The following is a 23,539-nucleotide window of genomic DNA, read 5'->3' on the forward strand; positions in this document are numbered from 1 at the left end:
TCAGCTCTCCTTGGTGCGTGCCTGCTCGAGCAGACGGTCAAGCCCCGACGCGTAGCGAGCCGGGGCAGTGGGGGACGTGGCGAGGGTGAGCGGGGGAGTTTCCGTAGCCGCGGTGATCGTCGGTGCGGGAACCGCCACCGGTGCAGGACTCGGGGCGGCGACGCGGACGGGTGCGGGCTCGTTGACGGCGGGGGCTCCCGCGATTAGGACAGTTCCCGTGAGGCGATGGGGCGATCGCAGTTTCATCGGCTGACCGTTCAGCGTTCCCGCTGCTGGGTTTGCGATCGCCCCCACCGTGTCGGCGGCCATGTGATGGATCTTGCGTCGTGTCGAGGGAAGCTGGCCGGCCAGGTACAGGGCGACGGCAGCCATCCCCAGCAGTGCGACGATGCGGACGAGGGGGAACGTGCCGAACAGCGGCCCCCACACGCTCATCGTGTTCCACCCGATGACGAGCACGACACCACCAGCGATGAACTGCGGGACCGAGTAGGGCCCGCCGGGAAGACGGGTGTTGCCCGCCTTCCCGACCATGATGGGGATGCGGCGAACGCTTGTGTAAAAGCGGCTTACGCGAGGCCGCTCGACATCGGGAGTACTCATCGGCTGGGCCTACGCGAATTCGCCGCGGAACAGGTTGCCGATGAGCTGAAGGCCGCCGTTGAGTGCGAAGTACGCCAGAGCGGCGACGAACAGTCCGCCGAGAACCGCACCTGCGCTGAAGCCCTTCTTGAACGCGGTGATGAGGAACAGGATGACGATGACCGTGAGGCCACCGTTGACAACGAGCTGGTACAGCTCGTTGTTGAATCCGTTGGCGGTGCCGATAATGCCGTCGGCGTGGACGATCAGCTGCGTGCCGACGTGGTCAAATCCGGCGGCGAGTGGCTGGATGAGAGATTTCACTGGTCTTCTCCTTCGGTGGTGTCATCGGTCGATGACGGGGTGGGTGCAGGGGACTCATCGACCTGGGCGGTCGAAGAGGACTGGGAGGTGCTGAGGCTGGTGACTTCCCACCGCCCAGCACGAGCGGTCAGATCGACGAAGTACGTGGCGGTCACCGTGCGGCCTTCGGCGGTCTGGAGGGTCACGAGAGCCTGCACGAGGGTCGTGTCACCGTCGGCAGGAGACTTGGACGGCTGCTCCTCGGCGAAGAACGACACCGGAGTCAGGAGGGCGAACGGTGCCGGGGAGATAGCGGGAATGGTGACGCCAGGCGTCAGGTAGGAGCTCGTGCTGCCCTGTCCGATGAGGTAAGCAGCCAGCATGAGCTGGATCGTCTCGACGGCGGGGGAGTCGGAGGAGAGCTGCGTGTTGAGCCCGAGCCCCGCGGCTCCCGCGGTCGACTGCGGGCCGACAACGGGCGCCGGGTATCCGATGGCGCTGAGGCGGTCGGATGCGGTGTCAACGATCACCTCGTAGTAGCGGCGAACCCATACCGGTTCTTCTTCACCTGCCTGCTCCATCACGTCGGCGCCGACCATGACGGTGACCGTGGTGGCGTCCTCAGTGGGCGCTGTCTCCACCACGGCGAGGTTGCGGTACTCGAAGGGGATGTCGCCGAGTCCCGGGGGAGCGGTGGTGACGTAGGTCTCCAGCGCCGTGCTGTCCTCCTTGGTCGCTGACAGCCAGCTGCCGACGAAACCGATGGCGAAGGATCCAGCTGCCTGCTGCAGCGGGGTGAGGTCGCTGGACTCGGCCGCGGCCGCCACGGGAGCGGATCCCTGGCCGCGCGCAACCAACATGCCGATCGCGAGCGGCCCACAGGCGATCGCGACGAGCATGACTACGGTGACGGCTTTCGAACCGAGGAGAGAGCCGTTCGTGAAGCCAGCCGACTCTGCGGCGCCGTCGTCGATGGGAGCATCGGTCGCCGCCTCGGCAGGCTTCTTCTTCCCGAAGAGCTTCATGCCGCACCGTCCGTCGTGTTGCGCTGCGGAAGGTCGACGGGACCGGTTGTGAGGCGCTGGTAGGTCTCCGCGGCGTCTTCGTACCGACGGGACTGGAGGAAGGCCAGCGCCCGCTCCCGGGTCGCCTGATCGAACAGGCCCTCATGGAGATCGAGAGCGATGTCCTGCCCCTCGTCGTAAACCCCGAGCACCTCGGCCTGATTCTTCAGTTCGCCAAGAAGCTCAGGCCCGATCTCCTCCACGTCGCGACCCGCCTGTGAGCCCATCTCGATCTCTCCCATCGATCCCGGGCCCGGCATGGACCCTCCTACCTGTAAGGGGCAGCCAAGAACGGGCGAAACCGACAAAGAGATCGAGAAAAAGTTCGCGGAGCTCGCCGGTACACGTGAACTTCCCCGGAATCACGCGGATCTCGCGCGTGTACTCGCCAGCGAATCACGCAGCGAAGAAGGGGCTAATACACGTACGGGTACACGCGCGGTGAGGAACGTCGAGGGCGATCAGGTCCACAACACCTCTGGGAGCTCCGATGTCCTCCACCATCCAGCCGGCACCGCTGATGACGCGTCTCAACCTCGAATGGTCCACCACGCACGCACCCCGCGAGCACTACTTCGGTGCCCTCGGCATCCGCGTCTGTGGCGAGCTGCTCGAGGAGATCCACCACGTGCACCGCGCCGCCCGCAGCAAGCAGATCAGCTCGAGCGACCGGGACGCATACCTGGCCGAAGAGGATGCCACCCTCATCGAGCTGATCAGCCTCGCTCACACCGGTGACCGCATCGCCGAGCGCACGCTCGTGCAGCTCCTCCTCCCGGCCGCGCAGCGGATGGCGCACCGCGTCCGCAGCCTCGGCGACATGGACCGGGCCGACCGCGTCGGGTACGCGATCAGCATGGCCTGGGAAATGATTAGCCAGTACAAGCTGCACCTGCGTCGGCGCGTGCACGCGAACCTCACCATGGGGCTGCTGCGACTGCTCAGCCCGAAGAAGACCCAGAACGACCTGGTCGTCGCGAACTGCACGACCCCCGTGAGCGAGGATGTCCTCGAGGCGGTCGCCGGCGGATGGAATGGACCGGAGCAGCCGATCGAAGTTCTCGCCGCGCGACTGTTCTCCTGGGGCGTCGACAACGGCATCGTCACCCGTGAAGAGACCGCCCTGCTGGCCCGCGTCACGCTCGGTGAGGAGAAGCAGACAGACATCGCTCAGGAGCTCGGCGTATCCGTCGACTGCATCAACCAGCGCATCAAGCGCTCACGGCAGCGTCTCCGCGTCGCCTTCGGCGAGATCCTCTGACAGAGGACGGCACAGCGGGACGCCTGATCAGCGGCCCTCATCTCAGTCGAGGTGGGGGCCGCTCTCTGCGCTCACCGGGTCAGGCCGAGAGAGGTCGCCAACAGATCGAGCTGCTCACGCAGCGCCTGCTCATCGACGCGCCACACAAGCCGGTTGAACCCTGATCGGGCGCCCAGCTTCGACGGGTCACTCTCCTGCACGAGGATCCCTGCATCGACCAGCGCTTGAGTGTGCGCGATGAGGGTGGTTCGCCCCACCTGCAGATCTTCCATCAGGTCGTGCGCGGTCACGGAGCCCCGCGTCAGGGTCGCCCGGATGATTCCCGCCCGCAGTGCGGGGATCCCGAAGGCGCGAAGCACGCGGGCGCGCTCGTCGGGAGAGTCGGGGGTCATGACCCCCATTGTGGCATCCGCGTAACGATCAGCTGTGAGCACCGAGATGATCGCCACTGACCACCGATATAACGCCGAAGCGGTTTACCCTGAAGGTGGCGCTAAAGAAGGTGGCTTAGTCGCCTATGGGCTTTCAAAAATGATGAAAGCCTGTAGGCTGGGCTGAACCACCGGGGGGTGGCACCGAACATTGGATCAGTTTGTCGGTTTCAGACGTGAGAGAGCACCCCTTCTAGGTAGAAGCCCTCACGGAAGGACACGACGTGACCATCACGGCACCCCCGCTCACCCCGAGCACCCCGGACGCGGCCCCCGCATCCAAGGACGCCTCCTCGGCCGTCAAACCTGTCCGTACCCGTCGCTCCGGGATCTGGGGCTTCGCCGCACTCGCTCTCCTCCTCCTCGGAGCACTGGGCGGAATCTTCATGTTCCAAGCCGCAAGCAACGCCACTCAGGTGTTCGTCGCCGCTGGGGATATCGCCCGCGGCCAGACGATCGAGAAGGACGACCTCACGACGATCTCCATCGCCGCGGGGCAGAACACCACCGCGATCTCAGCCACCAAGGCGGATGACATCCTCGGGACGATCGCTTCCGTCGACATTCCGGCGGGCGGCCTCATCACCGAGACTTCCACCACGACCGCCCTCACCGTCCCCGACGGCAAGGCGCTCATCGGACTCACGCTGCAGCCAGGTCGGCTCCCCGCCCAGCAGCTCACCGCTGGAGACAACGTCATCCTCGTTCCCGTTCCGGCGCAGGGCGTTGCCGATGTCGAGGTCATCGCGGACCAGACGATCCCCGCTGTCGTCTCCCAGGTGCGCCCGATCCCCAACAGCAACGACGTCGTCGTCGACGTCTACGTCGCGACCCAGGCAGCCCCCGGGGTCACCAGCAAGGGCGCTGCCGGTTCCATTGCTCTCTACCTCGCACCGGGGGACAAGTAATGGCCATCATCGCCCTCACCAGCCTCGCCGGAGCCCCCGGGGTCACGACCGCGGCAACGGCACTCGCCGTGCACTGGCCGCGACCCGTCCTCCTGCTCGAGGCCGACACGAGCGCCGTCTCGACGCTGATGGCCGGCTTCTTCCGATCCAACCTGCGCACCACCGACGGCGGGATCGAAAAGCTCGCCTTCGCCCTGGCGCGCAACGCCCTCGACACTGAAGACCTCCTGGACGGCGACTACCAGATCGCGATCCCCGTCCACGATCTGCCGCCGATCCCCGACATGCCGATCCCGTCCATCCCCGACGGCCACAAGCTCTGGGTGATTCCCGGGTTCGTGAACTACGCCATCGTCGACGGCGTCCGCGGCCTGTGGAACAAGCTGCCGCGCCTGCTCAGCGGCCTCGACGACGGCGGCATCGACGTCATCATCGACCTCGGTCACCTGGACGTCGACGACCCTCGTCTGCCTCTTCTCGACGCCGCAGACTGGGTTCTCGTCACGGCGAGCTCATCCATGATCGATCTCAACAGGGCCTACCGTCGGCTCGAGCTGCCGGATATCAATCAGCGTGCACGTGCTTTCGCCGGCGATCGCTACTGGACCTTGCTCACCTCCCCTGCAGCAGAAGCGGTCTCCACGAAGGAGTTCGGCACCCATGTTCTCCCCGTGGTGTCCACGCTGCCGCATGACCCGGACGGCGCCGCCGTCTTCTCACACGGACGCCCCGACCCCAAGCCGAACAAGAACGCGTATCGACGGGCCATCCGAAGTGTCGCCCAGGATCTCTGGGTGCTGCGCCACCGCGATCAGAGGAGCGTCAGCTGATGACCGACCAGCCCGATATCGAGATCGCCACCCGCCCGTTCCTCGGCGACATGCTCAGCCCCAGCAGCAGCGCCACCCCTCCCGTGCAGCCTGCCCCGACCTCTGGCAACCACCACCTGCTGGCAGCGATGACCGGAGGCCGACCGCCCCTGCACCTCGTCGACGACACCGACAGCGAACAGCTCGAGCAGGTGTACGCGAACTCGGTCGACCTCGCCGCCGCGTACCCGACCGAAACTGAACCGGATGAGGAGAAGCTGCGCGCACGCTCTCGCCGCCGGGAGACCGCCGCCATCCGCGCCGACGGATACCTGCAGGTGGACTGGAACATCGTCAAGCAGCTCACTCGCGAGCTCACCGCGGCTGACGAATCGATCGGCCGGTCGCGCCGTTCCTTCGACGTCGCCACCGCCTCCCCGGATCCGGAAGATGAGTTCGAGCAGCGCACCATCGATGAGATCAAGGTCATCATCAACCGGTACACCACCCGCATCGCTGGTGCGAAGGGCTCAGATCACGACTGGACGGATCTGAAGAAGGCCCACTACACACAGGCCATCTTCGACCAGGCCCACCGCTATGGCCGCTTGCAGCAGTACCTCCGCGAGCCTGACGTGGAAGACGTCTCCGTTGTCGGATACGCGAACGTCGTGGTCACCAAGACCAACGGAATCCGTGAACGACGTAGCCCGATCGCTGAAGATGACAAAGACCTCGAAGACCTGATCGCCGAGATCGCGTCGCACCGAGGACGCACGTTCACCAAGCCGAATGGATACCTCGACCTGGACATCGGCGGTGCGCGGTTGTCGGCGACGGGTGTCGGGATCACTTCCGACACCAACCTCACGATCCGTAAGCACAACCTCGTCGACATCGAGCTTGCCGACATGGTGGCTAACGGGACCATCTCCCAGAAGATCGCTGATTTCATGGCCGCGGCGTCCCGCGCCAATCTGTGTGTCATCGTCGCTGGCTTCCCCGGTGCAGGAAAGACGACGATGCTCCGTGCGCTGATGTCCACCATCCGGCCGGAGGAGAAGATCGTCACGATCGAGACCGAAAGGGAGCTGTACCTCAACAAGCTCCCTGAGCGACACTGGCAGGTGCAGGATCTGCAGTACATCCCGCCGCAGTCCGCCGGCGCCGACAGTGCAGCCGGATTCACTCTCGACCAGTGCTTCATGCTCGCCGTTCGCTCCAGCGCGCAGCGCATCCTCTTCGCTGAGATCCGAGGCCCCGAGGGGCCCGTCGCTTTCAAAGCGATGGAAGCAGGACGTGGATCGATGTCCACGATTCACGCGCGGAGTGCGGACCACACAATCCGCCGGTTGGCGATCGTCCTCATGAGCGAGGAAGGGCTCACGGATGACACTGTGCCCATGAATCGGATTGGGGACAGTCTCGATCTCATTCTCTACATCAGCGAGCTCGAGAACCCCGATGGGACTCGGCGACGGGTCGTTACCGAGGTTGCTGAAGTCCGCCCCAATGACCAGGGCCTCCCGATGGCTTCGAAGCTGTTCAAGTACGACCCCAACATCAAGGACTGGACCAACCCGGAGGATCCGTCTCCCCAACTCGACGGGCCCCTGCGGCGCGCCGGGTACGACTGGGAAAAGGAGATCCGCGGATGATCCTCGGCAGTTCTCTGGCCGGGGTGGCCTTCGTAGGCGGACTCATCATGGTCGCGCTCTACTTCCGCCCCGCGCCTCCGAAGCAGGCGCCGACAAAGCCATCTCTCAGCACCCGCTGGGGTCAGGTGAGCAAGAAGACCAAGACGGGTCTCATCGTCGGTGGCATCCTCGGGATTATTGCCGCCATCATCTCCGGCTTCCCGGTGATGGTGATCGTCGTCCCCGCCGCGATCACGATCGTGCCGGCTCTCCTCGGAAAGCCGTCGACGTACGAACGCGACCTCATCCTCGCCCTCGAGAACTGGGCGCGATCGCTCGCGAGCACAGCAGATACCGGCGCCTTCACTCTGCGAGAGGTCATCGGGATCACCCAGGGTAGCGTGCCTCAGATGCTCAAGGCGCCGGTCAACCGCCTCTACACGCGGATGAGTTCCAGCTGGTCCACCGCTGACGCCCTTCGCGCGTTCGCTGACGAGCTGGACAACTCCCATGCCGACGAGGTCACCATCTACCTGATCCAGGCTGCAGAGTTCAACGCCGGCGGCCTCTCGAGAGCCCTCGAGAGCGTCTCGGAAGGCCTGAGCGCCACCGCCAAGCAGAAGATCCTCATCGAGGGAGAGCGGAAGAAGCCGCGCGAGACGATGATCTCGATGACCTGGATCGTTGGAATCACTCTGGTCATGCTCGTCTTCTTCGCTGGCACCGGAAACATGGACTTCTACCGGACTCCCCTCGGAGGCGTGGCGCTGGGTCTCATCCTCAGCTCCTTCGTCGGGCTGATGGTCTGGGCGCGCGCCATCACCCGGGTGCCCCCGGAGCCTCGATTCCTCAGCGCCCCGGTTTCGACGGAGGTCGGCGCATGAACCCCACACTGATCGCCGCCGTCCCCGGCCTCCTGGTCGGAGGGGGACTCGCAATCACGCTCCTCGTCCTGGCTCCGCGCACCGTCCGAGCAGGCGATGCACTCGTTCGTCTCGGCGAAGCATCCGTGGCCCCCACCATCAGCAGCCCTCCGCTTTCCCAGTGGGACCGGATCGGGAGCTGGCTCTCACAGAACCTCCCGCAGGTGAAGTTCCTGGCGCCGCCCACCCGAGATCTCGACCTTCTGGAGATCCCCGTCTCCCGATTCTTCGCGCGCAAGTTCCAGCTCGCGATCCTCGGCCTCTTCGCACCCGTCGTCCTGTCGCTCCTCGCACAGGTCTTCACCGGACAGCCCTTCCCGCTGCCCCTCCTCGTCAGCCCCGTGCTTGCACTCATCATGTGGATGATGCCCGACGGGCAGGTGAAAGCCCGTGCGGCAGCTGCCCGCCGAGAGTTCACCCGATTCGTGAGCGTCTACCTCAAGCTCGTCGCGGTGGCGCTGCTCGGCAGCACCACCGCAGACACCGCTCTCAACGATGCCGCTTCCGTCTCGGATACCTGGGTGTTCCGGCGCATCCGCCGAGAGTACGCGCGGGCCGAACTCACCCGCACGACCAAGTGGGACGCGATCGAGCGTCTCGGCGCTCAGATCGAGATCCCGTCACTGATCGAGCTCGGCCGCACGATGCGTCTCTCCGAAGCTCGGGTCAGCCTTCGCGACCAGCTGCTCGCCACCGATCAGAATCTGCGAACGCTCGTCGAGGCGGCCGATGAGGACGCGGCGAAGAAGATCACCAAGCGCAGCGGACTCCCGGTCTACATGACGCTGTTCCCCGTCATCCTCATTGTCTTGCTCCCTCCGATTTACAGCCTGTTCACCATCTGACCAACGAAAGGAAACATCATGGATGAAATCCCCTGGAAGGCCGTTTGGATCGTCGGCGGCGTGCTCGCCGGCCTCGCGATCATCGGCTTCCTCGGCCCGTGGGGCCTCAGCTACATCCAGAGCGTGCTGCCCGGATGACCATGCGAATCCGACAGCAGCAGGGATGGTTCACCCGTCTTCGCGCGAAGCTCTCGCGCGAAGACGGGTGGGCTGGCACCGTCGTGCTCATCATCGGCACGATGTTCCTGCTGCTGCTCGGAGTCCAGGGTTTCGTCTGGTTCACCGCCTCCAACGCCGCGCAGATCGCGGCCCAGTCTGCCTACACGGTCGCCCGCTCGTACGAGTCGACGCCCGAAGCAGGACAGGCAGCGGCAATCCAGCTGCTCGAGTCCATGCCGGGCACGCTGCGCGACCCCGTGGTGACGGTCAACCGCACGGCGGAGTCTGTCACCGTGACGATCACCGGGCAGGCCACCGAGGTCATCCCCGGCGGCCTGATCCCGCCTGCGACGTACACACTCACTGGACCTGTTGAGAGGTGGGTGCCAGCACCATGAAGACCTTCCTCAGAAAACTGTTCAGTGACGAGCGGGGAGATCTCGAAGACCTCCCCGGCTGGACGATCATGAGCATCGGCGCAGTCGCGCTCGTCAGCCTCATCCTGCTCTTCGGTCGACACGGATACGTGAACAACACCGTCCAAGCTGCCGCCTACGCTGCAGCCCGCGACGCCTCGCTCTCTCGTGCCGGCGACGCCGTCCCGCACGCCATCTCCGCAGCTCAGGTCGTCCTCGGCGACAACGTCCAGTGCACCGATCTGGACGTTCGAGTTGGCGGCAACGGTCTCACTACAGGCCTCGGCGAAGCAGGAACCGTCTCCGCCACGATCACCTGCACCGTCTCCACCGGTGACCTCGTGATGCCCGGCATCCCTCTCCCTGGCACGTTCACCATCGAGAAGACCGCTCACAGTCCCGTCGACCCCTACCGAGAGAGGTGACCCGTGAAGTTCCTCACTTGGTACGTCATGATCTTCATCGTCCTCGTCATGCTCGCCGGCCTCGCTACCGATTCCCTCGGGAAGATGCAGACGCTGCAGCAGGCCCTCACCATCGCGCAGAGCGCCGCTCGAGCTGGGACCAACGCCGCTACCGGCACCAGCACGAACGGCGACGCCTTCGACCTCTCCACGCAGATGGCGGCCACCGCCGCACAGAACTACCTCGCATCCGCAGACGTCCGAGGGACCGTTACCGTCACCGGAGATACCGTCTCCGTCACCGTGAACATGACGTATGAGCCTCATATGCTCGGACCCATCGGACTCCCGTCCATCCCCGTCGAAGCAACCGGCTCCGCCCGACTGATCGGAAACTGAGAATCATGAACCGCCGCACAGCAACCGCCATTGCCGGAGTCCTCGCCGTCACCGCGATGATGCTCACGGCATGCACGCCCAGCGAGCCGACGCCGACCAAGGAACCCACGGCGAGCGCGACGCCGACCGCGGAGCCGACCGGAGTGCCGACCCAGGCGCCCGTCGCAGCGCCGAAGGACGAAGCCGAAGCCGTCGCTGCAGCGAACACCGCGTACATCGCCTTCCAGCAGGCGCAGTTCGACTTCATGGCGGACCCTGATCTCGGGCCGGACTACTTGGTGAACTTCGTCTGGCCCGGAACCCGCATGGAGACGATCATGCAGGACACCTACAACAACAAGATCGAGAAGAAGACTTCAGTGGAAGGGGAGCCGTTCGGATGGCAGGCCAATGAGGCTCTGTCCTATGTCGCTCCCCTCACGAACCAGAGCAATGGCGAGGTCGATCCACTCGGAGCCGTGAATCTCTTCGGATGCAGCGACAACACCGGTACGACGTTCCTGCTGGAGGGCGTCGAGAACACGGACATCCCCAAGGGCAGTTTCCCGTACCAGGTCGAGATGCTCTACAGCCCGGACTTTGAAGGCTGGTTCGTATCGAACTCGACTGAGATGACGGGCATGGAAGGGGCGCCGCTGTGTTGAGAACATGGGCGCGTCGCGGCGCAGCAGTCCTTGTCAGTTTCGCGGCCGTGATCGCGGTGTCTGTCTCCCTCTCGGTCCCCGCCGCCGCAGCGAATAACTGTCACACGAACTCGCAGGGTCAGGTCGTGTGTGATGTCGAGGTAGAGGTTCCCGGAGGCCCGGGCTCGGAGACTCCAGGTACGGGGCCGGCTGATTTCACGCCAGGCCCGACGACCTGCACGTATACGCCGAAGGAGGGCGAGCCGAGAGAGGTTCCGTGCTCGAAGGACGGCGGTTGGTGGGCGAACGACATCCAGTGCTACTGGACGTTGGATGACCCGCAGCGCCCTGCTCCCACCGGGCGTGACGCCAGCGTAGGTGCCTGGTACTCCTGCCTGCCGATCGAGCCCGCGGACTGCGGCGGTCGCCTCTGCTACGGCACGAGCGTCTGGCGTGAGACGCCTCCTCCCGGTGTGAACCGGTACACCCCCGCTCAGGCGGCAGGGATGCTGGCACGCACGTTCGTCCTGAAGCCGATCGAGATCGGCATGGCGCCGGAGCAGAAGGTGCACTCGGACGACCCTGCAGGCACGGCTCCGTACCGACGGACCTGGGTGGGTATCCCGGTCTGGCTGTGGGTTGATCAGCCGACGGAGAGCACGTGGGGGCCGATCTCACGCACCGCGACGTATGGCGGTGTGACAGTCTCTGGAACCGCGAGCGTGCAGTCGCTCACCTGGACCTCGGGCGATGGACAGAGCCTCAGCTGCGGCGCGGGTACCCCCTTCGACGCTGCAGCGATGGCGAACCAGGCAGCGGTCGACTCGCCCACCTGCGGATTCCGGTACCAGCACCAGTCCGATGGCGGCACCTTCACCCTGTCGGCAACGTCGACGTGGGCGGTTGAGTGGACTGGTGGCGGACAGTCTGGCCGGATCGCGATGCCGACCACGACGACGTCGACGACAGTCCGTGTGGGTGAGCTGCAGTCCGTTAACGTGTCACAGGACGGCGATACCTTCGGCGGTTGAACCGGAAGGAACGAACGATGAAGAAGCTGCTCACCGGGGCGGGCGCGCTCCTGCTCCTCACGGGGATCCTCGTAGGGATCCCCGCAGCCCTCGTGGCGCTCGCCGGGAATCCGTTCCCGACCGCTGAGCAGTGGCACGCGATCGTCACCCTCACACCCGACTACGGCAACGTGATCATGTTCACGAAGATCCTGCCGTTGGTCATCTGGGTGCTGTGGGCGGCATTCGCGATCCCCTTCCTCGTCGAGCTCGTCGCCGCGATGGGCGGACGCAAGACCACGAAGAAGGTCGCCGTGTTGCGTAACCAGCAGAAGCTGGCCGCCGGTCTGATCGCCGCAGTCGCGGTCATGTTCGCCGGTGGCGCCGGGGCTCTCGCCGCCCCCGCTCCGGCGTCAGCAGACTCCTACTCGGTCGGCACCGTGGGCGCCTCTGCGAGCCCGCTGGACCTGTCCAGCGCCATGGCCTCGGTTCAGGCCGCACAGACCCCTCCTGCGGCCCCTGAGCAGCAGCAGGTGGTGCACCAGGTCGTCGACGGGGACACTCTGTGGGATCTCGCCGTCCAGTACTACGGCCAGGGCGAGCGATTCGTGGAGATCTTCAACGCGAACCTGGGGGGGCAGCCCGACGGACAGAGCCTGACCGACCCGGATCTCATCCTCCCCGGCTGGCAGCTCAGCATCCCCGGCGTCTACACGCAGGCTCCGGTCGAAGAGGCACCCGCGCCGACGACGCCGGCGCCGACGCCTGACGAGTCGGTGCAGGCTCCCTCGACAGATGCGCCGGTCTTGGACGGTGCAGAGGGAGGCGCTGGCGGAGGTGCCGGCGGAGGCGCTGGCGCCGGTGAAGCCACGGACGTGCGCGGCATGGGTGAATCCATCGACCGCCCGGTGGTTGAGCAAGCCCCCGCCGTCGACGACGCGTCAGAGACAGCCGACGAGGCCGACATCACGATCCCTCTGATGACGGCCGGAGGCATCGCAGGACTGCTCGTAGCCGGTCTTCTAGGCGCGTTGGGAGCGCGCCGACTACGACAGCGCCGCAAGCGCGTCAAGGGAGAGCGGATTGCTCTGCCAGAGCCTGAGGTGGCAGACCTCGAGCTGGAGATGCGGATGGTGGAGAACCCCATCGGCGTCACCGACGTCGACAACGCCCTGCGCACCCTGCAGGCATGGGCCGAGGACAACGGCGAGCAGCTGCCCGAGCTGCTCGCCGTCCGGGTTGCCGACGATGAAGTGGCCCTGTACCTGGCCGCGCCCGCGGATCTGCCGGAACCGTTCGAGTCGATGCACGAGGACCGCACCGCCTGGATCGTGCGGCCCGGCCGCGCGCAGGCCCCCGACCGCCCCACCGTGTCCCCGTACCCTGCCCTCGCCACCATCGGCACGGACGCACAGGGCGGCTACGTGCTGCTGGACCTCGAGCAGATCGGCTCCCTCAACGTCACCGGCGACGAAGAGATCGCACGAGGGATGCTGAACGCTCTGGCGTGCGAGTTCGCGACGAACCCGTGGTCGGACGAGATCCAGGTCACCCTCGTCGGCCTCGACGATGCGCTGGCCCGGGATCTCGATCGGATCCGCATCCACCAGGTCGCTGACATCCCCGCTCTCGTGCGCAACCTCCGCGCTGACCTCGACGACCGTCGGGACGCTCTGGACTCTTACGGCGTCGGCGGAGTGCTCGAGGCGCGATCGCGCGCCACCGACATCGAGACCTGGGCGCCGCACATCGTGATCCTGGCCGAGACTCCGATCGGCTCCCTCCGCGACGATCTCGCCGAGCTCGTCGCACGGATGCCGCGACTGGGCATTGCCACGATCGCCCAGGGAACCGCGCTGGCAGCCGGTGCCACCGTCGAGGTGACCTCGAAGGAAGACGCCGAGTACCGCAGCGGCGGGGCCCTCCCGCCCCTCCCGTTCCGCCCGCAGATCCTGGCGGGCGAAGAACTGGAGCTCGTGCGGTCCCTGTTCGCCACCACCGACCGCGAAGCGCAGCCCGTCGACCTCGAGCAAGAACACGCCCATGCCGCGGCCGAGGCAGAGCCTGCCGAGACCACGGCCGAGTCCGTCGACGTCGCAACGGCTGAGGACGAGCTGACGCCCGCCGCCGAAGCGACTGAGGTCGCCGCGGTGCCCGCAGCCCCCGAGCCCGTCGCCACCACGGCGGTCGAGATCCCCGAAGACGCCCCCGTGGCCGTCGTCGACGAGCATGCCGACGAGGAGCCCGCCGACATCGACGTGCCGAGCGTGGAAGTCCCCGACTGGCCCGCTCCCTACATTCGTCTCCTCGGCCCCGTTGATGCGCTTAACGTCGACATGGACGCGATCCCTGGCCGCGGCATCGAGTTCCTCGCCTTCCTCCTCCTGCAGAACACCCCCTCCGTCCCCGGAGCGCTCGTGCAGAAGAAGCTCTGGCCCGACACGTTCTCCAAAGACAACAACAACGCCCGCCAGCTCGCGAAGCAGCTCCGCCGCATACTCGGCCATGACCCGTTCGGTCAGCCGCTCCTCCCCGAGGGCCGCAGCAGCGCCGGCTTCACCATCCACGACCAGATCCGCACCGACTGGCACGACTTCTGCGACCTCATCGGTCCCGACCTCAGCACGACCCCGAACGAGAACCTGATCCGCGCCATCCGCCTCGTCCGCGGCCAGCCCTTCGACGGTCTCAAGCGCCGCGGCGCCTGGTGGGCCTGGCGAGGACCGATCGAGGAGACCATGCGCGCCGCGATCCTCGACGCAGCCGACGAGCTCACCCACCGCGCCCTCGCGACCGGCAAGTTCGACGATGCCCGCCTCGCCGCCCGCATCGCCCAGTCCGCCGACCGCCTCAACGAGGCCGGATGGCGGCTGGAGATCGAGACCGCCATGGCCGCCGGAGACGTCGACGCGTTCAACACCATCGTCGGCGCCATGTTCGAAGTCGTCGGCGTCGACGCAGAGATCGACGACGCCACCCAGCAGCTGCTCGATGACGCCCACGAAAAGCTCCCCGGGCTCGCAGCACGGTGACCGAGCCGTCCACGTACCTGCTGGAACCTGCCTACACCCCCCGGCGGTCCTTCGCAGGGCCGTGGACGCTCATTTCCCTCAGTGCTGCCGTCCTCGGCCTCCTGCTCGTCGCCGCCGCACCTGTCCTGGGTGGCACCGCCTACGGCTGGGTAGTCGTCGCCGTCACGGCGGTCCGCTCCGCGCGTCTCGCCGTTGTCGATGAGCGCACCCACACGCTCCCCAACCGGCTCACCGGGGCACTGGCCGTGTTCGGGATCATCCAGGCGATCGGCATCTCCGCGTGGCGGCACGACGCCGCTCCTCTCGTCATCGCGGGGGTGACAGCGGGGATCCTCGCATCTCTTTACGCTCTTCTCGCGCTCACCAAGAGCGGCGGATTCGGTGACATCAAGTTCGCCGGCGCGCTCGCGTTGACCATCGCCCCCTACGCGGGGCTCTTCACGTTGTACTTGCTCCCCATCGCCTTCGTCATCAGCGCGGTCAGGATCATGGCCCGTCGCGTTCGTGGACGAGCGGCCAAGCACCCTCACGGGCCGTCCCTTGCGATCGCCGGCATAGTTCTCCTCGTTGGATCGATGCTCGCCGGCCCCGCACTGATCCTGGCCTAGCCGCGACACGCCGCAGACGGCAACGGGGCGATCAGTTCCTCGACTTGCTCACGGACGGCAACTGGCCCCCCCGAGTGGTCACCGGTTGTACGCAATCGTGAATGGTGAGTCGCATCGAGTCGCATCGAGTCGCAACGGCGAATCGCAGCGGTGAGTCGCACTGTGTGGTGCGAAACGGCAAGTGAGACTTCGCCGATTCGCCGAGTGGCGAACGGTGAATGTGGTTCGATCTCCTCATGAGTTCCGAAACGACCACTGCCACTCCCGAGCAAACGAGGGAGGCCATGACGACACTGTCCCGAAGGAGGTACACCCAGATCCGCAGCATCCTCGTCCAGCTGCCCGAGCGTGGCGCCCCGAGAGCATCGACGGTATCGAAGATGCTGCACGGGCGGAAGCACCGAGCGCTGCTGCTCTATCTGCTCCTGCTCACCTGCTGGCCCTGGCTGGAGGAGCGCCGAAACCCCCTCGAGGGGTCGATCTGGATCCGCGCACTCACCTCCAAGAGCGGTCTCACCTGGACGCCGTCGACGCTCTCCCGCGCATGGGCCGAGCTCGCGGATCTCGGACTAGTGGAGCTGCCGAAGAAGGAAGGGCGATTGCGTCGACCACGGCCCCGCCGTGAGGACGGCGCTGCAGACTACGACGTCCCCGGAGGGCGCCGAGACAGGTACAACGCCTACTTCTCCCTCCCCGACGAATTCTGGACCGATGGCCTGTTCGCCAAGCTCTCCCTCCCTGCTCTCGTAATGCTGCTCGTCATCGCGAAAGAGACCAACTCGAAGAAGACCAAGGAGGTCTGGCTCCCCTATGAACACATGCCCGAGTGGTACGGGATCAGCGCAAAATCGGCGCAGAAAGGCATCACTGAACTTCTCGCGGAGCGCCTCATCAAGCGTCGCCCGGATGTCAGGCCCGCCCCACTCTCACCCACAGGAAGCACCACACACATGTACTACTCGCTCACCGGCGTCTACGGCCACACCTCGCGCGCCGCCCGCCGTAAGAAGGCCGCGAGCGCCCGCGCCGAGCGTGAGGCGCAGCGAGCGCTGGACGCGACACCCGAATCTCAGGAGACATCATGAACCCACCACCATCTAAGCCCGTGCGGCTCATCTATGTCGACGACTCTGGTGCCGAGCGCAGCGGCTACGCGACCTTCAGCTGGCTGGAGCTGCGCATCGACGACTGGCAGGTCGCGCTGCGTGAAGTGCTGGACTGGCGGCATCGTCTCGCTCGTGAGCAGCAGGTCCCGGTGACCTACGAGCTGCATGCCACCAAGTTCGTCAATGGCCGCGGCGATCCGTCGCTCGATCCTTCGTGGAACCGCCATAAGGCGAAACGGTCGCTCGTCGTCGACGACGCGTTCCGGATGCTTGCGGCAGCACCTTGGTTGTCGGTGGGGACCGTGTATTCGCAGACGTCGCTGCGCGGGCGCGCCTTCGCTGACGAACGTTCACGTGTCTATGGTGAACTCGTCACCCGGCTGGATCAGCGCCTCACGGCTGCGGGTGAGCTCGGAATTCTATACATGGATGGGGATGGCACCGACCGTAGCTATGTTGCGGCACACCGAGAGCTCAAGCTCGCTACCCGTTCCCTCATCGAGGATCCCGCGTTTCAGCACTCGCACAGCAGCCATTTGGTGCAGTTCGCCGATCTCGTCGCCTATGCCGGCTATCAGCACGTTCTGCAGCTGCCGGAGAAGCGGTTCACGTGGCCGTGGTACCCGTCTCTCAGTGCGGTCGACGTGAACGGTGGCCCGCTCGCTGTATAAGCCCGGAAAAAGAAGCTGGACCCGTTGGCCAGTGTTCACTGGGCGGGTCCGCTTGTATAGCTTACCTGATTCCGCGGGCCGAGTCTCAGCCATCTGGGTACTTCGTCAGACGCAACCGGTGATCGCAGCGGACGCGTAGGGGAGCTGGATGGCAATGGAGACTATGCCCAAGGCCAACAGGTACGCCGCGATCGCGATCAGTGGGACTGCGCCGGACAGTCCGCCCCCTGGTCGCACGAGTTGCCTGATCCGTTCAGGACCGGCGGCATGCAGCGCAGCTGGGTGAGAGTCGAGGGATGTATCAGGAGAGGGCTTCGCTATTTTGAGTAGGGCCCCTACAAGAGCGGGGGTTCCGACGGCCTGGCGCGCATGGTTGTCGGCCGCGATCTCGAGATAGTGAGGGATTGCTTCGGCGACTGCTGCAACGAGAGGCACCCATCGGAGATAGGCAGCTATGCCGTCGACCAGTGAAGATATCAGATGGTGACGCTGCCGCAGGTGAGCATGTTCGTGTTCCAGCACGGCGGCGAGTTCGTCGTGGTCGAGTGAGCGGATGGCGCCCGAGGAGAGGACGATGCCGCCATCACGCAAAGCGAATGTGAGGGCGAGGACTGTCTCGCTGTCGATGACGGAGACTTCGTGACCGTGGAGGCGGGTACGAACCGATCCCGACCGAACCGCTTCGGCGGTGACACGCGCTTTGCGCGCATTCCGCAGCATCCGTGCGCTCGTGGCTACACCCAAGGTCAGCGCGACGACCGCTGGTATGGCGAGGAAGAGAATTGTCGGAACGAGCGAGCTCGTCGTTGAGTCGAGGAAGGGATTCGCCGCCGCCAAGCAACGCTGACAGACATCCGCAGCCTGCCCGGAGAGCACCACAGGTCCGGACCCGGCCCAGGCGAGCACTGGGCCGATGGCCAGTACGGATCCGATCCAGACGAGCATCCCGCCGACGATCAGTCCGATCGCTAGGCGAGGGATGCGGACCAGCGCCGGTGCAGCTCGACGCAACAGCCACGGGCCGAAAACTGCGAAGGCCGCTCCTCCCACGAGGAGAAGAACGGCGACGGTCAGTGGCATCACGGCCGTCCAGCCTCGTCGCGGCGATCCAGGTAGTCACGGAGAAGGTCGAGCTCATTCTCGGGCAGTGAATCGACGAACTGCAGTATCGACGACACGCGGTCGTGCGTACCTGCCAGTACCTGCTCGATGAGGCCCGCTGCATGCTCTTGCCTGCTCACGCGGGCGGCATATCGAGTCGACCGGTCTTGCCTTGTGATCACCAGCAGACCTTTCCGATCAAGGTTTCCCAGCACGGTCGCGATCGTGGTGTACGCAGGGTCAGTGGGAAGTCCGTCGATGACATCTCGGACTGTGGCGGGGCCGCGCTCCCAGAGCACATCCATCACCTGCGACTCGAGTGCACCAAGGCGAAATACCTCGCGGGGTCCATCTGCTGGATTTCTCATGCCGCCACCCGTGCGCGACGTCGCGATACCGGGCATGCCACCTGACCGCGCAGCCGTGCAACGAGTGCAATTCCCGTCGCGACGAGCGCCACGACGGCAAGCACAGGCTGAAAGGGCGCGAACCATGCTATGGCTCCCGAATACCCCAATGCGAGAAGCGCCAGCTTGTTGCAGACCGGGCATCCCACTGCGAACCACGTCAGCAGTCCGCCGGCCACTCCGAGTCGTCCACTCCGTCGATCACTGCGATCAGCTTCGGCCTCTGCTGGAGCGGGATCGGTTGCACCGGCCGATGAGTCACCCTTCACGTAGGTGCCAACGAGCATTCCTGACATGGCCGCCGTGAGAAGCAGGACAGGCCAGTTCCACCACACTGGCGGGATATCGCGAGCGAACACATCGTTGGGAATCAGAACGGTGACGAACCCGATCACGAGGACGACGGGTACCGCCGTGATCACCGAGGCCAGAACCTGCCGCGGCCCCCACCGTCTAAGCGCCTGTGCGGCGAGTGTCAGGCTCTCCCGCTGCTCCCGGAAGAAGTCACTGACGGCGCGCTGCATGGAACCATCATCACACGAGGTCGACTATCTTGCACAGTCGACTATCTGACATAGTTGACTATGTTGGATAGTCGACTGCCACCTACTCTGCGACCAGGAGGTCCACTCATGACGAACGCACAGAAGCCCCGGCCGTGGCCAGTCTGGGTGGTGCCGGTGGGGGTTCTTGCCATCGTGGGGATACTCATCGCGCTCGTGCTCTCGCTCACCGCTCCACAGGAGAGCGCAGGTGACGACTCGACGGGCCCCATCGTGATGGAGAACCCGGAAGGGCCTGATCTGTCCACTGCAGAGAGTCGTGACGAGAACGATCTCCTCGCAGCCGGTCCAGCTGATGCGCCCGTGGTCCTCGTCATGTTCTCCGACTACCAGTGCCCGTTCTGTGCGCTGTGGAGCGAGAACACATTGCCGGCGATGATGGAACACGCGGAGAACGGCGACCTGCGGATCGAAGTGAGGGACGTCAACGTATTCGGCCCGGCCTCCGAGCGCGCTGCACGAGCCTCCTATGCAGCCGCCCTGCAGGGATCGTTCTGGGAGTATCACCACGCTCTCTTCGCAGACGGACACCACCGCACAGAGGCCAACCTCAGCGAAGAGGCGCTCATCGCTCTCGCAGACGACGTGGGCTTGGACACGGAGAAGTTCTCGACAGATCTGAACGCCCCTGCGACAGCGGAGGTGATTGCGAAGAATCAGAATTTCGGACTCGAGTTGGGCGCGACGTCGACGCCGATGTTCGTACTGGGTGGCAAGCCGATCATCGGCGCACAGCCGACCGAGGTTTTCGAAGACGCGTTCCAAGCCGCACTGGAATCGGCGCGCTGAGGCCGCCGTGGAGATCGGATTCGTTGCCGCGTTCGTCGGAGGAGTGCTTGCGCTCCTGAGCCCGTGTGCGGCACTGCTGATGCCCGCCTTCTTTGCGTCGACGATCGGCACCGGTTCTCGACTCGCGCTCCACGGTGCAATCTTCTACGGAGGTCTGCTCGTCGTTCTCGTCCCGCTGGGGGTCGGGGCCGGGGCACTGGGAGCGCTCTTCGTATCGCATCGTCAGGTGGTCGTTCTCGTGTCATCTGTGGTGCTTGTCGCCCTGGGTATCGCACAGACTCTGGGCTTCGGATTCGACCCTGCCCGCCTCCTTCCGTCAGGTGCGGATCTCCACGCTCGCGCCGCTTCCAAATCGGGCATCGCGAAGACCGCGATCCTCGGCGCAGCCAGCGGCATCGCCGGCTTCTGCGCCGGCCCGATTCTGGGCGCCGTCCTGACCCTGGCGGCGACCCGCGGCAACGCCGTGGCCGCCGGAGCGCTTCTGGCTGTCTACGGCGCGGGGATGGTCGTTCCGTTGCTGCTGATCGCCGCGCTGTGGCAGAAGCTCGGGGCTCGCGGGAGACAGGTGCTTCGCGGCCGCACCTTCACCTTTGTCGGTCGCGAGTGGCACACGACGTCAGTGATCACCGGCCTGCTCGTCACCGGCGTCGGCATCCTCTTCTGGGTGACGAACGGCCTGGTGGGTGCACCTGAACTCGTTCCCGTCGAGGCTCAAGCCTGGTTGCAGGCGAACGCGAGCATGTTGGCGAACCCGCTCGTCGATATCACTCTCGTCCTCATCCTCGCTGCCCTCATCCTCGCCCTGTGGAGCCGTCGCCGTAAGCGTCTCGCCGCCCCAACAAGGGATCCGGAATGACCGAGAGCACCAGCTCGATGTACCCCATGGGGTATATCGAGCTACCCTGGTCGCACGGCCCGTCGGAGACGAAGGAGGAGACGATGGCTCGAAAACTTCCCGAGACGAACGACCCTCACGACGACGCAGGATCGGAGGCGATCGCCACGCACGCGCGGTCAGGCCACCTCGACATGAACGACCCAGTGATTCGCCGCGAAGCAAATCGAGCGATGCGGCAGGAAACCCTATCCCACCTGTGGGGCGACAGTGCTCACCGAAAGGGGGTGCAGAGGGCGCTGTTCATAGCGCTCATTGTCCTCGCGGTGTGGATCGCGGCACTGTTCACACCGGTCCTTCTCGGGATCCCGTGACACCGCGACATCCGCGGCGACCTCGCACGACATCGCATCAGTGAGCTGATGAGGCACCGCATGATCACAGAAAGCGAGCCAACCATGACGGACGCAGATTCTTCTGACGCACAGGCGTTCTGGGAGGCCCGATACGCGAGTTCGGAAGCCGTGTGGTCAGGGCGTGTCAATACGGTCGTCCGAGAGGTCGCCGAGTCCCTGGAACCCGGATCAGCTCTCGATCTTGGCTGCGGCGAAGGCGGCGACGCGGTGTGGTTGGCATCTCGCGGGTGGGAGACGGTGGGCGTCGATCTCTCTGAGACTGCTGTGGAGAGAGCGCGCACCGCCGCGGCGAGTGTCGGCCTGGACGCCAACGCTGTCAGTTTTGTCGCAGCCGACTTGAGCGAGTGGACGACTGCGCAGACGTTCGATTTCGTCACGTCGGCGTTTCTTCACTCGTGGCCGGTGGAGATCCCGAGGTCGGACATCGTGCGACGCAGCAAGGACTTCGTGGCGCCGGGCGGCTCGCTTCTTGTCGTGGCTCACGCAGCGCCGCCCCCCTGGGCAGACGCCGCATCCGCTTCCTCCGCGAGCTTCCCGACCCCGGAAAGCGATCTCGCGACCATGGATCTTCCCGACGGTTGGCACGTCGACCGTTGCGAACTCAACGAGCGCGAGGCGATCGGTCCGGGTGGGCGCCGAGCGACGCTTATCGACAGTGTCGTGCTGGCGCGCCGCCCGAGCTGATCGAGAGGGGTCGTCTACGTGTTACGAGGTCGAGCACATGCCGCGCGGAATGCTGGGCCCCGCATCGGCAGTTTCGCCAACGGTCCGAGCAGGCAGAAATCGAACACAGCTGACGCGAGGAAGAGCAGACCCGGGGCAAGCAGGAGCAGCCACCACTGGCCCGCGATTACACCGACCGCGCTCAGAGCAACGCCGAGGATGCCCCGCACCCAGCGGCCAGCGGTCGATCCAAGAAAAGCGATAACGGGCATGACACCCCTCCGATTCCATACCCCCGTGGGTATACAGCTGAGAGTAGCGCACATCATGAACCGCAGGGTGGCAACTTCTGTCGAGAATCTGCAGCAGGGGTCACCGCGCGGCCGACACGACAGGGATCAGCGATGAACCGCCGCCTGACACGGGCCTGCGCAGCAGTCGCCGCCGTGCTGGTGTTGACGGGATGCACGAGCGAGCCGCTGGGAGCGTCCGCCGGGGAGTTCTCGGCCGCGAGCGACACCGTTGTGTTTGATCGGTCCCCCACCCGGTTCGGCGATGGTCTTGTGGCCGTCCGTTATCCGAGCGCACAGTCAGCGGAACTCACCTTCGTTGTGACAGACGGAGAACAGCAATGGGAAGCACGCACGAACCCTGCCTGTACGGGGTTCGCTGTCACGCGAGTCGATGGGGAAGACTTGCTCGTCATCTTCGATTCCGACGCAGCCTTGCATGACGGTGTCATCGCCACAGAGACCACGGCGACTGCGTTTCGCGATGACGGGGCCGTGGCGTGGGGGCCGGTGAGCGTGAACGGCGGGATGTCCGACCTCGGCCTGATCACAGTCGAGATGCTGGGTGGCGCTCTGACCGATGAGCCGGCATCGGGGACGGCGCTCTCACCGCGCACGGGCGAGGCACTTGACCTGCCCGACACCGAACGGCCGGCGTACGCGCACGGCGGACTCCTGGCCTCGAACACGCCAACTGGGGTGGCCGTGCGGGATGCGGCAGCTGACGGAGCTCCTCTGCTGTGGAAGTCCGAGCCCGAAGCGCCACCCGGGGCAAGCGGTCCGGCGCGTGTTGCGGCAGACTCGACGATCCCCGCGGGCGACATTCTCGTCCTGGAGTGGCCGACGGCCGACGGCGTTCAGTTCACGGCCCACCGGTTCGACAACGGCGCGCTCCTTGCGATTCTTCCGGGCACACCTGCTGCGAGAACACTCTCCACGCCGGCTGAGGACATTGTCTTCTTCACCACAGACACACCAACCGGACGGACCGTGGTCGCTGTCTCTCCGTCTCTGGGAGAGCTCTGGCAGGACGAGGTTCCTTCAGCCAGTCAGCCGGTGTCGGCCACCACGGGCAGCGTCTGGTTCACCGCCTCGAGCGGATACATGAGGCGGGATGTCGATGCCGCAGCCTTCGTCGACGATGCCGGCCCCGCGCCCGCACTCGCGCTGCGCTCGGGTGCCGTTCTCATGGCGACGACGCGGGCGACTGAGTTCACGCTCGCACCGTCACCTTGACACGCATACCCCTGGGGGTATGCTGGGGTGAGGTTTTCGAAGGGAATG

Annotated in this window: 29 protein-coding genes; 21 read left to right on the forward strand and 8 right to left on the reverse strand. The window is 65.5% G+C overall.

Features of this window, described 5'->3' with window-relative positions; translation table 11 throughout:
- The 4 genes from ACQUSX_RS15415 to ACQUSX_RS15430 form a co-directional block, all read right to left on the reverse strand.
- Complete coding sequence (locus ACQUSX_RS15415; RefSeq protein WP_428907915.1) at positions 1–534, reverse strand: hypothetical protein; 534 nt, start codon at positions 532–534, stop codon at positions 1–3.
- 78 nt (positions 535–612) lie between these two features.
- Positions 613–906 carry a hypothetical protein gene (locus ACQUSX_RS15420; protein ID WP_428907914.1) on the reverse strand — a complete coding sequence of 98 codons (294 nt, stop codon included), beginning with the start codon at positions 904–906 and terminating at the stop codon, positions 613–615.
- A complete protein-coding gene (locus tag ACQUSX_RS15425; RefSeq protein WP_428907913.1) occupies positions 903–1,910 on the reverse strand; it encodes a conjugal transfer protein in 1,008 nt (335 codons plus the stop codon). The genes ACQUSX_RS15420 and ACQUSX_RS15425 overlap by 4 nt, the downstream gene beginning before the upstream one ends.
- Positions 1,907–2,209 (reverse strand): hypothetical protein, encoded by a 303-nt coding sequence (locus ACQUSX_RS15430; RefSeq protein ID WP_017831610.1) that lies wholly within the window; start codon positions 2,207–2,209, stop codon positions 1,907–1,909. Before ACQUSX_RS15430 ends, ACQUSX_RS15425 begins: the two co-directional genes overlap by 4 nt.
- Before the next feature lie 230 nt (positions 2,210–2,439).
- On the opposite strand from ACQUSX_RS15430, the gene ACQUSX_RS15435 reads away from it, so the two are divergent.
- The gene (locus ACQUSX_RS15435; RefSeq protein WP_428907912.1) at positions 2,440–3,210 is read left to right on the forward strand and encodes an RNA polymerase sigma factor sigma-70 region 4 domain-containing protein; all 771 of its coding nucleotides are present in this window, start codon (positions 2,440–2,442) and stop codon (positions 3,208–3,210) included.
- Between the two features lie 71 nt (positions 3,211–3,281).
- On the opposite strand, the gene ACQUSX_RS15440 is transcribed toward ACQUSX_RS15435, so the two are convergent.
- On the reverse strand, positions 3,282–3,602 hold the full coding sequence (locus ACQUSX_RS15440; protein ID WP_428907911.1) for a hypothetical protein: 321 nt from the start codon (positions 3,600–3,602) through the stop codon (positions 3,282–3,284).
- A gap of 34 nt (positions 3,603–3,636) precedes the next feature.
- Between ACQUSX_RS15440 and ACQUSX_RS15445 the strand changes: the two genes are divergently transcribed.
- From ACQUSX_RS15445 to ACQUSX_RS15515, 15 genes are all read left to right on the forward strand, one after another.
- Positions 3,637–3,768, forward strand: a complete 132-nt coding sequence (locus ACQUSX_RS15445) for a hypothetical protein (RefSeq protein ID WP_428907910.1) — start codon at positions 3,637–3,639, stop codon at positions 3,766–3,768.
- Between the two features lie 97 nt (positions 3,769–3,865).
- Positions 3,866–4,549 (forward strand): SAF domain-containing protein, encoded by a 684-nt coding sequence (locus ACQUSX_RS15450; protein WP_428907909.1) that lies wholly within the window; start codon positions 3,866–3,868, stop codon positions 4,547–4,549.
- A complete protein-coding gene (locus tag ACQUSX_RS15455; protein ID WP_428907908.1) occupies positions 4,549–5,379 on the forward strand; it encodes a hypothetical protein in 831 nt (276 codons plus the stop codon). Before ACQUSX_RS15450 ends, ACQUSX_RS15455 begins: the two co-directional genes overlap by 1 nt.
- Positions 5,379–7,016: an ATPase, T2SS/T4P/T4SS family gene (locus ACQUSX_RS15460; RefSeq protein ID WP_428907907.1), complete on the forward strand. Its 1,638-nt coding sequence runs from the start codon at positions 5,379–5,381 to the stop codon at positions 7,014–7,016. The genes ACQUSX_RS15455 and ACQUSX_RS15460 overlap by 1 nt, the downstream gene beginning before the upstream one ends.
- Positions 7,013–7,879: a type II secretion system F family protein gene (locus ACQUSX_RS15465; protein WP_428907906.1), complete on the forward strand. Its 867-nt coding sequence runs from the start codon at positions 7,013–7,015 to the stop codon at positions 7,877–7,879. The genes ACQUSX_RS15460 and ACQUSX_RS15465 overlap by 4 nt, the downstream gene beginning before the upstream one ends.
- Entirely contained in the window at positions 7,876–8,763 is an 888-nt protein-coding gene (locus tag ACQUSX_RS15470) for a hypothetical protein (protein ID WP_428907905.1), read from the forward strand. Before ACQUSX_RS15465 ends, ACQUSX_RS15470 begins: the two co-directional genes overlap by 4 nt.
- Before the next feature lie 134 nt (positions 8,764–8,897).
- On the forward strand, positions 8,898–9,320 hold the full coding sequence (locus ACQUSX_RS15475) for a hypothetical protein (RefSeq protein ID WP_131493883.1): 423 nt from the start codon (positions 8,898–8,900) through the stop codon (positions 9,318–9,320).
- Positions 9,317–9,763, forward strand: a complete 447-nt coding sequence (locus ACQUSX_RS15480; RefSeq protein ID WP_240740568.1) for a hypothetical protein — start codon at positions 9,317–9,319, stop codon at positions 9,761–9,763. The genes ACQUSX_RS15475 and ACQUSX_RS15480 overlap by 4 nt, the downstream gene beginning before the upstream one ends.
- 3 nt (positions 9,764–9,766) lie before the next feature.
- A complete protein-coding gene (locus ACQUSX_RS15485) occupies positions 9,767–10,141 on the forward strand; it encodes a hypothetical protein (protein WP_131493879.1) in 375 nt (124 codons plus the stop codon).
- Positions 10,142–10,146: 5 nt separating this feature from the next.
- On the forward strand, positions 10,147–10,785 hold the full coding sequence (locus ACQUSX_RS15490) for a hypothetical protein (RefSeq protein ID WP_428907904.1): 639 nt from the start codon (positions 10,147–10,149) through the stop codon (positions 10,783–10,785).
- 485 nt (positions 10,786–11,270) lie between these two features.
- Complete coding sequence (locus tag ACQUSX_RS15495; protein ID WP_131493927.1) at positions 11,271–11,795, forward strand: hypothetical protein; 525 nt, start codon at positions 11,271–11,273, stop codon at positions 11,793–11,795.
- Between the two features lie 17 nt (positions 11,796–11,812).
- Positions 11,813–14,806 (forward strand): AfsR/SARP family transcriptional regulator, encoded by a 2,994-nt coding sequence (locus ACQUSX_RS15500; protein ID WP_428907903.1) that lies wholly within the window; start codon positions 11,813–11,815, stop codon positions 14,804–14,806.
- Positions 14,803–15,414 (forward strand): prepilin peptidase, encoded by a 612-nt coding sequence (locus ACQUSX_RS15505; RefSeq protein ID WP_131493873.1) that lies wholly within the window; start codon positions 14,803–14,805, stop codon positions 15,412–15,414. The genes ACQUSX_RS15500 and ACQUSX_RS15505 overlap by 4 nt, the downstream gene beginning before the upstream one ends.
- A 284-nt stretch (positions 15,415–15,698) precedes the next feature.
- Complete coding sequence (locus ACQUSX_RS15510; RefSeq protein ID WP_131493871.1) at positions 15,699–16,499, forward strand: ArsR family transcriptional regulator; 801 nt, start codon at positions 15,699–15,701, stop codon at positions 16,497–16,499.
- A 20-nt stretch (positions 16,500–16,519) separates the two neighbouring features.
- Positions 16,520–17,191 (forward strand): DUF3800 domain-containing protein, encoded by a 672-nt coding sequence (locus ACQUSX_RS15515; RefSeq protein WP_428907902.1) that lies wholly within the window; start codon positions 16,520–16,522, stop codon positions 17,189–17,191.
- 105 nt (positions 17,192–17,296) lie between these two features.
- On the opposite strand, the gene ACQUSX_RS15520 is transcribed toward ACQUSX_RS15515, so the two are convergent.
- The 3 genes from ACQUSX_RS15520 to ACQUSX_RS15530 are packed head-to-tail and all read right to left on the reverse strand — an operon-like array spanning position 17,297 to position 19,223.
- Positions 17,297–18,271, reverse strand: a complete 975-nt coding sequence (locus tag ACQUSX_RS15520) for a M56 family metallopeptidase (protein WP_428907901.1) — start codon at positions 18,269–18,271, stop codon at positions 17,297–17,299.
- On the reverse strand, positions 18,271–18,660 hold the full coding sequence (locus ACQUSX_RS15525) for a BlaI/MecI/CopY family transcriptional regulator (RefSeq protein ID WP_428907900.1): 390 nt from the start codon (positions 18,658–18,660) through the stop codon (positions 18,271–18,273). Before ACQUSX_RS15525 ends, ACQUSX_RS15520 begins: the two co-directional genes overlap by 1 nt.
- The gene (locus ACQUSX_RS15530; RefSeq protein WP_428907899.1) at positions 18,657–19,223 is read right to left on the reverse strand and encodes a hypothetical protein; all 567 of its coding nucleotides are present in this window, start codon (positions 19,221–19,223) and stop codon (positions 18,657–18,659) included. The genes ACQUSX_RS15525 and ACQUSX_RS15530 overlap by 4 nt, the downstream gene beginning before the upstream one ends.
- A 108-nt stretch (positions 19,224–19,331) precedes the next feature.
- On the opposite strand from ACQUSX_RS15530, the gene ACQUSX_RS15535 reads away from it, so the two are divergent.
- The 5 genes from ACQUSX_RS15535 (at position 19,332) to ACQUSX_RS15555 (ending at position 23,491) form a co-directional block, all read left to right on the forward strand.
- Positions 19,332–20,051 carry a DsbA family protein gene (locus ACQUSX_RS15535; protein WP_428907898.1) on the forward strand — a complete coding sequence of 240 codons (720 nt, stop codon included), beginning with the start codon at positions 19,332–19,334 and terminating at the stop codon, positions 20,049–20,051.
- 7 nt (positions 20,052–20,058) lie between these two features.
- Positions 20,059–20,907: a cytochrome c biogenesis CcdA family protein gene (locus ACQUSX_RS15540; protein WP_428907897.1), complete on the forward strand. Its 849-nt coding sequence runs from the start codon at positions 20,059–20,061 to the stop codon at positions 20,905–20,907.
- On the forward strand, positions 20,904–21,260 hold the full coding sequence (locus tag ACQUSX_RS15545) for a hypothetical protein (protein WP_428907896.1): 357 nt from the start codon (positions 20,904–20,906) through the stop codon (positions 21,258–21,260). The genes ACQUSX_RS15540 and ACQUSX_RS15545 overlap by 4 nt, the downstream gene beginning before the upstream one ends.
- 60 nt (positions 21,261–21,320) lie before the next feature.
- On the forward strand, positions 21,321–21,986 hold the full coding sequence (locus ACQUSX_RS15550) for a class I SAM-dependent methyltransferase (protein WP_428907895.1): 666 nt from the start codon (positions 21,321–21,323) through the stop codon (positions 21,984–21,986).
- A gap of 674 nt (positions 21,987–22,660) precedes the next feature.
- A complete protein-coding gene (locus ACQUSX_RS15555; protein ID WP_428929992.1) occupies positions 22,661–23,491 on the forward strand; it encodes a hypothetical protein in 831 nt (276 codons plus the stop codon).
- Positions 23,492–23,539: the final 48 nt, after the last annotated feature.

Source organism: Microbacterium alcoholitolerans, from assembly GCF_050408615.1.
Lineage (GTDB): Bacteria > Actinomycetota > Actinomycetes > Actinomycetales > Microbacteriaceae > Microbacterium.